Below are 10,768 nucleotides of genomic sequence, written 5' to 3' on the forward strand. Positions count from 1 at the left end.
GAAACCTGACGCTTTCTAATTACGAATTACGAATTACGAATTAGAAATTAAAGGTGGTTCTCAGCGTACCAATGAAAGCATCTTCGTTGTTACCGTTAACTTGACCAGGATTAGTTAGCCAAATCAAACCAGGGGTGATAGAAATGTTGTCGCTGACGCGATATCTGTAGAAGCCTTCAATGTGATAGGGGCGATCGCCACCAGAACCTCCCAAGTATGGTTGTGCGCCTGCAAAAATTCCTAAGAGGTTGCCTTTTTTCCCAAAGTCTGGTAATGCTACCCCAGCGCCATAACTCCCTACTCCCTACTTCCTACTCTTGCAAAATGCCACGTCCGTTTTTAGCAAATTCGTCAATAGTTTGCAATGACAATTCATGAGTGGTGAGAGACTGTAACATAGCTAAAGGTAGGGTGAGATGATGAGCGCCTGCTTGTAGAGATGCGGCGGCTTCTTGGGGAGATTTGATACTAGCTGCGAGAATTTCTGTATTGCTACCCGCTAGCACACTGGCCATTTCTCGCACTAAAGCTATTCCATCACCTAAAAGTTTAGTGGCTCTATTGACGTAAGCGATCGCATATTTTGCACCGGCTTCTTGAGACACAGCAGCTTGGGACGCACTATATATTGCTGTGACTGCACAAGGAATTTCTGGTGAAAGTGCAGCAACTGCTTGAAAACCAACTAAGGAAGCGGGAATTTTGAGTACAGTTTGCTGTCCAATAATGTCATAAGCCGCCCGCCCTTCTGTAATCATATCTTTCAAGTCAGAAGCAGTGAGCTGGTAAAATACTGGGCCAGTGGTTAACTCTGTGAGACGCTTGAGTATGGTCTGCACTGGTAAATCGCTTTTGGCTAACAAAGTCGGGTTGGTGGTGATACCTTTGACCCAACCTAATTCTCTAGCTGCTTCGGCTTCAGATGCGATCGCGGAGTCAAGATAAATACTCATTTGTCTACTCTCCTATGAAATGTGCTGTCGCTGGCATTATACAAACTTGTTGTATTAACTGTTTTCCTTGTAATGACGATAGAAAATTCATAAGCACAGCTTAAGCGTTTTTAACCATAGAGTTCATTTTAATTATCAATTAAACCTGTGGTAACCACAGCTTGTTCATCCATAACCACAGCTTAAGCGTTGGTAACCACAGATTAAAGGTTCCTTATCAATGAATATTCTGTGGTAACGACAGAACATTCATTCATAACCACAGGGTTTGTGTTGGTAACGACAGGGTTTCTTTTAGTTATGAATGTAAACTTTACAGCTTATACCAATTCGTAATTCGTAATTCGTAATTCGTAATTCGTAATTCGTAATTAAGAAAGAACGAAAAAATAAGGGTTTTACTCCCCTCTTTGCGTCGGAGAGGGGTTGGGGGAGAGGTTAAAACAGCACTTGTTGAACTCACATAATATTAAGCGTGGGAAAATGATGGCATCAACTCAACCAGGGGATGGTCTGAGCGATGGCTGAAAACAATAAATTTAAGAAACTCAAAAAATCTCTTGAAGAAGCTGGCGTAAATTTTGTCCGCATCGTTTGGTGCGATAACGCTAACATTATTCGTGGCAAAGCTGTGCATGTAGAGATGTTGTCTCACTACTTTGAGCATGGTGTAGGCATAACCGCAGCACAACAAGCATTTCCTGTAATGTATGATACTGTCATTGCTGAAACTGGTCTCAGTCCAGTAGGCGAAATCCGCTTAATACCTGATTGGTCTACCCTGTCTTCATTACCTTATGCTCCCGGTCATGCCCGTGTCATGGGTAACATGGTACTCAATGGCAATCCTTGGCCGTTCTGTCCGCGTAATTTCCTGGTGCGAATGATTGAAGCGGCGAAACATGAAGGTTTGGAAATTCGAGGAGCATTTGAAAATGAGTTTTATTTACTACGGCGGACATCTGAGGGAATCATACCCACAGACTCGACAGTGTTTGCTTCAACTCAAGGAATGGATATCAATCAACCGGTGATAGATGCTATTGCTGATGCACTCATTGCCCAGGGAATACCTGTAGAACAGTATTATCCAGAATCGGGGCCTGGTCAGCAAGAAATTTCTGTGCGATATACCGAGGCTTTACTTGCAGCGGACTGGCAAATTGCTTTTAGAGAAACAGTAAAAGCGATCGCATATCACCACAATCTTACAGCCTCTTTCTTACCGAAAATTTTTGCCGATGCCGCTGGTAGTGGTTGTCACATTCATCTCAGCCTCTGGCGTGATGGCAAAAATCTCTTACCAGATTCCCAAGGTGTCCACGGTCTTTCTGAGGTAGCGTTACAATTTATTGCAGGCATCTTGCATCATTTGCCGGCACTGATGGCATTAACCACCCCAAGTACTAATTCTTACCGCCGCATCCGTCCTCATTTTTGGAGTGGTGCTTTCCGCTGTTGGGGACTGGATAACCGCGAAGCAGCGGTGAGAGTTCCCAGTGCGCCAAAATTCACAGAGAATCCTAGCCATTTTGAGTTAAAAACTGTGGATGCGTCAGCAAACCCTTACTTAGCTTTGGGTGCAGTCATTGCAGCCGGACTCGACGGTGTGCAACGCAAATTAAAACCAGGAATCCCAGTTAACCAAGACCCTGCAAATTTACCGGAAGCTGAACGCATAGATAATGGAATTGATCCGTTACCGGACAACTTAGGAAAAGCGATCGCTCATCTTCAACAAGACGATATCCTGTTACAAGCCCTAAATCCCCAACTTTCACAAGCTTTCATCGCAGTACGCCAAGCCGAGTGGGAAGCGATGAAAGATTGGGACTTGGAAAAAGAAGTGAAGGTGCTGTTAGAGAGATATTAAGGGGAAGATGGGGTGCAGGGGAGATGGGGAGCAGGGGAGAAATAACAACTGACAACTGACAACTGACAACTAACAACTAACAACTAACTCCCCATTCCCTATTTATTTGTTTGAGAAGATTCATTAGCGGCAGTTTGCTTTAAATCTTCTGCGGCTAATTGTATATCTTTTGCAGAACTCTGAAACTCTTCTCCTGCTGCATGGATATCTTTTGCAGAACTCTGAAACTCTTCTCCTGCTTCTTTGAGTTTGTTTGCTGTTTCTGGTAAAAAAGTTGATTCTGCTCGCTGGATGATATCATCAGCCAATCGTTCACTAAAACCAACTACAAACGCAATTGAAAAGAAGAAATAATACTCAATATCAGTTTTGTCAGCTTCTTGACTTGCTTTAGGAACTTGTATAGTTGAAATAATGTTGGAGCTAATGATTGTAAAGACTAAAATGCCAAAAGCTGTACCAATTAAAGGTTTAGCAAAACCAACTAAAATAGGAGCAGCCAAACCTTTATAGGCACTTTCTCGGTATTGTTTCAGCCTCAGTAAGATACTAATTATGCTGCCAAATGTTCCAGCAAGCGCAGACACTAACACCATAGTATATCTTTGAAAAAATAATTGTGTCTCGGTTGGTTGAGGTTTCTCTACTCTGTTTTGAATTTGGGGAACATTGCTACTGGGTAATGGTGTTTTGAAGTCAACATGGGTAGCTATTGTCAGTAGTCCTGCAACAAATAAAGACCCTGGAACTGCTATTGTATAGATGGGAAGTGCCATTGCTAGCCCAAGTAAAACTTTAGTAGGTGCTGACCATTCTCGAACAGCTTGCTGAAAAAAATTGTTTATAAAACCCCAGGAACTTCTACGGTTCAAGTAATACTCTATGCTGTATCTGATATTTTTGGCGAAAATGATTTTTCTGGTCTTGCCGATGAGCAGAAAAGACAAAGCTACCTTAGCCGAATTGACCTTAGATTGCAGAATAACACACTCAGCTAGGTTTTTACGTTTCTTTTTCTGAATTTTGGCAATATATTCAAATAAGCGTTGTAACAAAGCAATTTGTTTTGCGAGTTCTTCCTGAATTTCACTATTGTTTAAATAATTAATATCTGCTAATTTAATATTGTTGCCTTGACTTAAACTTACTACTATTTCATTAAATTTATCATCTACTTTTTGTAGAAGTTCATTAATATCTTTTTGTAAACTGTTAAGTATATTTCGGCATTGGTCTTGATTTTCTTTGTCAAAGAGATCAAACATATTAAACATAATTATGCTCTCTTGTATTAAGTGTTCGTCAAACTGCTACACGTCTTCTGAGGCAATGCATGAATTGCGCCTAGTGAACAAAGTGTAATAACATCAATTAGTCTAAGAAACTCTCAAATCAAAAATATTCCCTTGTAATTGTTTGTTGTTCAGTATTAACGCTTGACAGGCATCAGCAGTCATCAGTGAACAACTTCAAATGAGATAATTGATTTTTGAGAGTTTCCTAAGATGATAGTAAGGCTTTATTTCTTGATTAATTACTTTTTTATGCAAATATTAATACTCGTTTTAAAAATGATTAATATAGATTCACAATCTTCAATCTAAAATCAAAAATGGTATAACTATGAATCTGGCTGAAATTCCCTTAATTGACCAACACGCGCATAACTTACTACGACCTGAAGTAGCTGTTGGTTATCCTTATGCTGCTGCCTTTACTGAAGGCTATGACCCAGAGATAATTAATTACCATGTCCGCCATACTTTCTTTTATCGGCGTAGCCTCCGAGAAATTGCAGCTTTCCTAGAATGTGAGGCGCAAGAAGCTGCAATTGTAGCGCGTCGAGATAGCTTAGGACTAGAACAACTGACACGGATGTATTTTAGTGCTGCAAACTTAGAAGCAATTTATTTGGATGATGGATTACAGCCAGAAACTATTTTGCCACTATCATGGCATGAAAAACTGATAGCAGTACAAAGGATTTTGCGATTGGAGGTGTTAGCAGAACAACTAATACCTCAAATAAACGATTTTGAGACTTTCGTGCAAACATTCAACAGCGAACTTGATCCGCTACCGTCTGGAGTTGTGGCTTTTAAAAGTATAGCTTGTTACCGTACTGGTTTAAATATCCAACCTGTTACTGAAGAAGTAGCTGCTACTCACTTTTACAATCTCAAGCAACAACTACAAAATCAACCACTGCGGCTTACAGACAAACCCTTGATTGATTTTCTATTGCAACAAGCGTTATTAATTGCGGCTAAATATCGGCTACCAGTGCAACTGCATACTGGTTATGGCGATCCTGACTTAGATTTACGATTGGCAAATCCGCTATACTTGCGACAGCTTTTAGAATCACCCCAATACCGTGATGCGCCTCTAGTACTGCTACATGCTTCTTACCCATATATGCAGCAGGCTGGTTATTTGGCTTCTGTCTATCCCCAAGTTTATTTAGATTTCGGTTTGGCAATACCTTTTTTAAGTGTATCTGGAATGCGCGAGACAATTCGGCAGTTATTGGAGTTAACTCCCACTAGTAAATTAATGTATTCTTCTGATGCTCACTCCATCCCTGAATTGTATTATTTAGGGGCAAAGTGGGGGCGTCAAATTTTAGGAGAAGTTTTAGAACAAGCAATTGAAGATTGTGATATTACTGTGAGTGAAGCTAGTGCGATCGCTACTGCCATCTTACGCGAAAATGCCTTGGCTTTGTATAAGTAACGAGGATGCGGGTAAACTCTAGACAATAACGACACTCTTGGTGCTTGAGATTAAGCTAGGATGTGAGTATGAATTATCTTAACTACTAATTGGTAGGAATATGAATGTCGAAAAACTATCCATTTCCTTGTCCCCGTCTTTAGTGGAGTTTATCGAAAATTATCAGCTGAATAAAGGCTTTAAATCTCGTTCTCAAGTGATTGAAGAAGCATTAGAATTACTGCAAAACCGAGAATTAGAGTCAGCTTACCGACTAGCATCTGCTGAAGTTGATAGCGCTTGGGATGTGACAGTAGCAGATGATTTGACAGATGAAACGTGGTGATATTTATTATGCAGACCTGAGTCCTGTGGTGGGTTCAGAAATGGATAAACGTCGTCCAGTGCTGATAGTAAGTAATGATGCAAATAATCGTGCTGCAACCACAGTCACGGTTTTACCGCTTACTTCCAATGTTAGCCGTATTTATCCTTTTGAGGTTTTGCTCAATCCAGAGGATAGTGGCTTAAGAAAGCCTTGTAAAGTACAGACCCAGCAAGTGCGAACAATTCCTCAGCAGCGAATTATTGGCGAAGTAGTGGGTAGTGTAGATGAAGAAATAATAGCATTAATTGATGCTGCATTAAAATTGCATTTAGGATTAGATTGAGTTGAAAGAAGAAAATCAAGGATGCGAATCTCCTTCAAAGACGCTTCTCTTTCTAGAGAGGCTGACGCTCGTAGACTCGCTACCGCTTCGCGCTTCGCCAACGCGATCGCACTTTTTCAAGTTCTTCAGGTCAGCTTAGGTAAAAATGCCGTTTTTCTCCAGCAAAAAGCTAAATAGATTAATGAAAACTTCATATTTGATTCAGAATTCTAGTATCTTCTTGTGATTAGATGTCTTTGACAAGCCCTTAGTGGAAGTTTTTGAATCTGTCATATGGGCATGGATCAAGAAACCAGGTTGAATGCAGATTTGCAATTAGGCACTGCGGAATTATCCCAGCTAGATTGCAATCAAAAGGTGAAATCTACCACACAATTACCATCCCCACCCAACTGGCACAATATTTTACAAGGAGTGTCACAAGCAACAAAAGCTTTACTGACAAATAGCGATCGCACTATCGCCATCAACCAAGCCTTAGCTATCCTGGGACAAGCTACGGCAGCCCATCGAGTCTATATTTGTGAGTATCATCCCAATTTTGTCACAAAAGAGCTAGCCTTCAGCCGCCGATTTGAATGGGTAGAGCCAGGAATCACCCCACAGCACGACAATCCGCTTTTACAAAACCTCAGCCAGAATGAATTTGATTTGCAACAATGGCATCAACAACTTACAGCTGGCTACTCTTTCAGTGCGATCGCCTCTACTCTATCTCAGCCGCAGCGGCAATTTCTCCAATCTCTGCAAGTGAAATCAGTTTTATTAGTACCGATTCCCGTCGAGAGTAAAATCTGGGGTTTCATAGGCTTTAGTGATTGCAAATACGAGAGACAATGGTCGCAGGATGAAGAAGCAGCTTTGATCACAATGGCGGCGACTCTAGGTAGCATTATGGCCTATCGCCAGATGACAGATGTGTTGTCTAGTGAACGTCAACAAACCCAAGTGCAACTTGCTCTGAGTGAAGAACGCTTTCGCTTAATGGTGGAGGGTAGCGAACAAGCATTTTTCTATATCCACGATCATGCTCATGTATTTGAGTATGTTTCTCCTTCGGTGCAGGCGGTGCTGGGCTATACTCCTGAAGAGTTAGTAGGCAATGTCTACCATGTAATCATGCATGAATCCTCCCAAGCACTAGCTGATCAATTGACAGATCAAGCATTGTTAACGGGGAAACGGGTAGACACTTACGCTATTTTTGGTCTGCATAAAGATGGTCGAATATTAGTATTAGAAATTGCCGAGTCTCCAGTCATTAGAAACGGTCAAGTGCAGGGAATGCAAGGATTCGCGCGCGACATTACAGATCGCCACCAAGCACTAGAACAACTAAAAGCAATGGCTAAACGCGATCGCTTGTTAAGAGGAATGGGGGAGAGAATCCGCACTTCGCTGGACTTACAAACAATTCTCGACACAACTGTGGCAGAGGTACGGGAATTTTTACAAGCAGATAGAGTATATATTGTTAACACAAATAGCCGTGGTGGTGAAAGTGCAGTAGTCGCTGAATCTGTAGCAGCTAACTATCGGTCAGTTCGAGAGTGGACACTCACCTCAAAAAACCATGAAGAAGCACTGCATTCTTACTTTAATCCGAGAGTGATTTATGTAGTTAATGATACGACTAAAAAAATAGATTTGCCAGCGGTGATTGCCCAAGATTTTATCAGCTTCCAGATGCGCGCAATTGTGGGTGTACCCATTATGGTGGATGACCAATTCTATGGTTTACTAGTTGTGAACCAATGTGACAAACCGCGTAAGTGGCAGGATTTTGAAATTGATTTACTAGAAGAATTATCCACCCCAGTTGCGATCGCAATCCAACAAGCTAAACTATACCAAGAGTTGCAAAGCTTCAATGCCGAGTTAGAGCAGCAAGTTAATAAGCGTACCCAGGAGTTACAGCAAAAATATAGCGAACTGGAAGAATTGCAGAACATCAAAGATGAATTTCTTCATGCCTTCTCTCACGATTTGCGAACGCCAATTATGGGTATTTTGTTGGTGATGAAAAATTTACTCAGTCAGAGTAATGGTGAATCTGTGACAATTTCTCCCATAATTTTAGAGCGAGTCATTCACAGTAGTGAACGCCAACTAACGCTAATTGAGTCGCTATTAGAAGCACATTCCAGTGATGTGAAGGGATTAACTATCCAAAAGTTACCATTGTCACTGCACACATTCACCCAAACAATTGTCAAAGATTTAGAGCCACAATTGATCAAATATCAAGCCACAATAACTAATGAGATTGCTATGAATCTGTCATTAGTGAGTGCTGATGCTTTACATTTGCGGCGAGTGTTTGAAAATCTGATTACCAACGCCCTCAACCATAATCCACCAGGGCTAAATATTATTCTCAACGCCACAGTAGAGAATGGAATGATGTGTTGCACAATTACTGACAATGGCGTGGGAATAGATCCCGACGTATGTGAGCGATTATTTAACCGTTATATCAGAGGTAGGCGATCGCAATCTACAGGTATTGGTTTAGGTTTATATCTTTGTCGGCAAATTATCTCCACTCATGGCGGAGAAATTGGTGTAATTAGTGAACCGAATGCTGGAGCAAAATTTTGGTTTACTTTGCCACTGGCAAACCCATTTTTAGAGTTATAGAAAGTTGGTAGTGTCCTTTTTTTACCAAGAATTATAGCAATTAGCAAAAGAATTGAAAGTTAAAAAAATCCGAGAATTTCTTAAAAGTATAGAAAGCTAATTATGAATCAAGCAATTCCGAAGACAACATTCTTTTAATTGTTGATGAAACCCCTACTAATCTAGGGGCATTATTTAATTTTTTAGCAGATATAGACCCAATGTCCACATCGATTAGCGCCTCTTTTGTAGGGGAAAATAAACGAGAATGGATTACTCGAATGTCATGATCATGCCTGGGCGTTTTCGAGAACAGGAAAATGCGCTCGCATTCTGCAACAAGTGGAGGGAGGGTTTTATTAAGGGCGTTCAATTCCACCCAGAAATTTGCCTGAGAAAAACCAGAAGAATTTTTGGTAGTGGTTAATTTATGAAAGGTTACTTGAGAAGCTGTTGGGTCTGGGGGAGAAACCGTATTCTATTACGGGAGGGAATTATACTTCAGCTTTTTAGGTCTGGGCAGTGTCCAGCAAATTCCAGAAGATAACACTGCACTAGCAAGACCAGCAACGAGAACAACTTGAAAAACATCACTCCAATTAGAAGTCATTTTTGCCGCCTATGGGTTGAGATTTATTTTGAACTTGTGGTTCATATGCGTGTCTATAATTACTCTTTTTTTTGAGATTGGCAAGTTTTTATCTTTGTTTTTTTTCCAAAAAAAATAGTGCAATTAACTTAAGTGTTAATACTTATAAAATTAGTCATTGTAAATAACTGTCATATTCAGAAAACACCTAAATAAAAGAAAAATTTTTGATCCTACTCGAACGCCAAGGATAAATGATCTAGCCGTAGTCACATAGGTTATACCATTTCACGAAAATTCTGATAAATATAAATTTTTTGTAGGGGCGCACAGCTAGCTGTGCGCCCCTACCAACTTCCTACTCAGAAAATCGTGGGGTTAGTTATTAGTAGAAAAGACAACATCGACCCAATAATTGCTGGAATTGTAAGAAGAATTGGGGAAAGCAGGATTAGCACTGTAGTTATACACACCATTACCGTTACCAGAGGCATTACTCAGAGCGTGCAGCGGTGAATTATCCACACCAGCATTAGCAAAGTACCCTTGGTCAAGTGAGTAATATCCCACATTAGTGTGGTAAGACACCACATAAGTAGTATTGGCAGTAATAGCCACTGGCGTAGTCAAGTTGACCTGCTGCCAACCCGAAGCAGTTTCATTGCTAAAAGTCGCCCTCGCCAACTGTGTACCAGTACTACTCCAAACAGTACCGACATGAGTCCCAGTATTACTAGTACCCTTATAGAAACGAATACCAGTAATGTAGCCATTGACATCCGACTGGAACTTCACACCCAACTCCACAGCATTGGGGTCAGGAACAGTCACCACGCTAGGAGTCGTTGCACCATTCCAGATGTTGCACGGACAGGTGGGTATAGCCACGGTGGTAAAAGAGCGAGTAAAATTTGCTGCCAGGGCATTGCCCGCCAAGTCTTTCACCCGTGGGTCAGTACTGCCACCTTTGACAGTCACAGTATAAGTAGTAGAATTTGCCAATGGGCTAGTTGGTGTGAGTGTGGCTGTGCGATTAGCAGTGTTATAGCTAATAGTCGCTGTCACTGGAGCATTACTGGAGTTACGTAACTCAAAGCTGTTGCTATTAATCGTTGCCGAGTCCATAGCCTCATTAAAAGTGACTGTGACAGTTGTGCTTGTGCTAACTCCACTTGCACCACTATTGGGAGATGCTGATGTCACCGTTGGTGGCGTGGTGTCTGGGCCGATACTAGTGACAAACACCACATCAACCCAATAGTTACTTGCTTGGAAACTATGATTCGGGAAGCTACTAGCACCATAATTGTAGACACCATTACCGCCACTTGAGCCATCACGCAGTAGG

10 protein-coding genes and 1 pseudogene are annotated in these 10,768 nt (G+C 41.2%); 7 read left to right on the top strand and 4 right to left on the bottom strand.

Annotated features, from left to right (window positions below):
* Window positions 1-40 precede the first annotated feature (40 nt).
* Both I8748_RS30225 and I8748_RS30230 read right to left on the bottom strand, forming a co-directional pair.
* Window positions 41-301 (bottom strand): annotated as a pseudogene (locus tag I8748_RS30225) (carbohydrate porin); the annotation flags it as partial.
* 10 nt (window positions 302-311) lie between these two features.
* A complete protein-coding gene (locus tag I8748_RS30230; protein ID WP_198128178.1) occupies window positions 312-953 on the bottom strand; it encodes a transaldolase family protein in 642 nt (213 codons plus the stop codon).
* Between the two features lie 520 nt (window positions 954-1,473).
* Here I8748_RS30230 and I8748_RS30235 point away from each other — a divergent pair.
* Window positions 1,474-2,826, top strand: coding sequence for a glutamine synthetase family protein (locus I8748_RS30235; RefSeq protein ID WP_198128179.1), 1,353 nt, complete (start codon window positions 1,474-1,476; stop codon window positions 2,824-2,826).
* 98 nt (window positions 2,827-2,924) lie between these two features.
* On the opposite strand, the gene I8748_RS30240 is transcribed toward I8748_RS30235, so the two are convergent.
* Window positions 2,925-4,100 carry a hypothetical protein gene (locus tag I8748_RS30240; protein WP_198128180.1) on the bottom strand — a complete coding sequence of 392 codons (1,176 nt, stop codon included), beginning with the start codon at window positions 4,098-4,100 and terminating at the stop codon, window positions 2,925-2,927.
* 349 nt (window positions 4,101-4,449) lie between these two features.
* On the opposite strand from I8748_RS30240, the gene I8748_RS30245 reads away from it, so the two are divergent.
* The 6 genes from I8748_RS30245 (at window position 4,450) to I8748_RS36165 (ending at window position 9,194) form a co-directional block, all read left to right on the top strand.
* Window positions 4,450-5,562, top strand: a complete 1,113-nt coding sequence (locus tag I8748_RS30245; protein WP_198128181.1) for an amidohydrolase family protein — start codon at window positions 4,450-4,452, stop codon at window positions 5,560-5,562.
* Window positions 5,563-5,662: 100 nt separating this feature from the next.
* Complete coding sequence (locus tag I8748_RS30250) at window positions 5,663-5,887, top strand: ribbon-helix-helix domain-containing protein (RefSeq protein WP_198128182.1); 225 nt, start codon at window positions 5,663-5,665, stop codon at window positions 5,885-5,887.
* The gene (locus tag I8748_RS30255; protein ID WP_198128183.1) at window positions 5,874-6,212 is read left to right on the top strand and encodes a type II toxin-antitoxin system PemK/MazF family toxin; all 339 of its coding nucleotides are present in this window, start codon (window positions 5,874-5,876) and stop codon (window positions 6,210-6,212) included. Before I8748_RS30250 ends, I8748_RS30255 begins: the two co-directional genes overlap by 14 nt.
* 21 nt (window positions 6,213-6,233) lie before the next feature.
* The gene (locus I8748_RS30260; RefSeq protein WP_198128184.1) at window positions 6,234-6,389 is read left to right on the top strand and encodes a hypothetical protein; all 156 of its coding nucleotides are present in this window, start codon (window positions 6,234-6,236) and stop codon (window positions 6,387-6,389) included.
* Between the two features lie 102 nt (window positions 6,390-6,491).
* On the top strand, window positions 6,492-8,852 hold the full coding sequence (locus I8748_RS30265) for a sensor histidine kinase (protein WP_198128185.1): 2,361 nt from the start codon (window positions 6,492-6,494) through the stop codon (window positions 8,850-8,852).
* Between the two features lie 237 nt (window positions 8,853-9,089).
* The gene (locus I8748_RS36165) at window positions 9,090-9,194 is read left to right on the top strand and encodes a Rieske (2Fe-2S) protein (protein ID WP_318781299.1); all 105 of its coding nucleotides are present in this window, start codon (window positions 9,090-9,092) and stop codon (window positions 9,192-9,194) included.
* Window positions 9,195-9,798: 604 nt separating this feature from the next.
* On the opposite strand, the gene I8748_RS30270 is transcribed toward I8748_RS36165, so the two are convergent.
* A partial coding sequence (locus I8748_RS30270; RefSeq protein WP_198128186.1) for a DUF4082 domain-containing protein occupies window positions 9,799-10,768 on the bottom strand: 970 nt, incomplete at its 5' end.

Origin of the sequence: Amazonocrinis nigriterrae CENA67, from assembly GCF_016056305.1 — a bacterium.
In the GTDB taxonomy this organism is placed as follows: Bacteria; Cyanobacteriota; Cyanobacteriia; order Cyanobacteriales; family Nostocaceae; genus Amazonocrinis; species Amazonocrinis nigriterrae.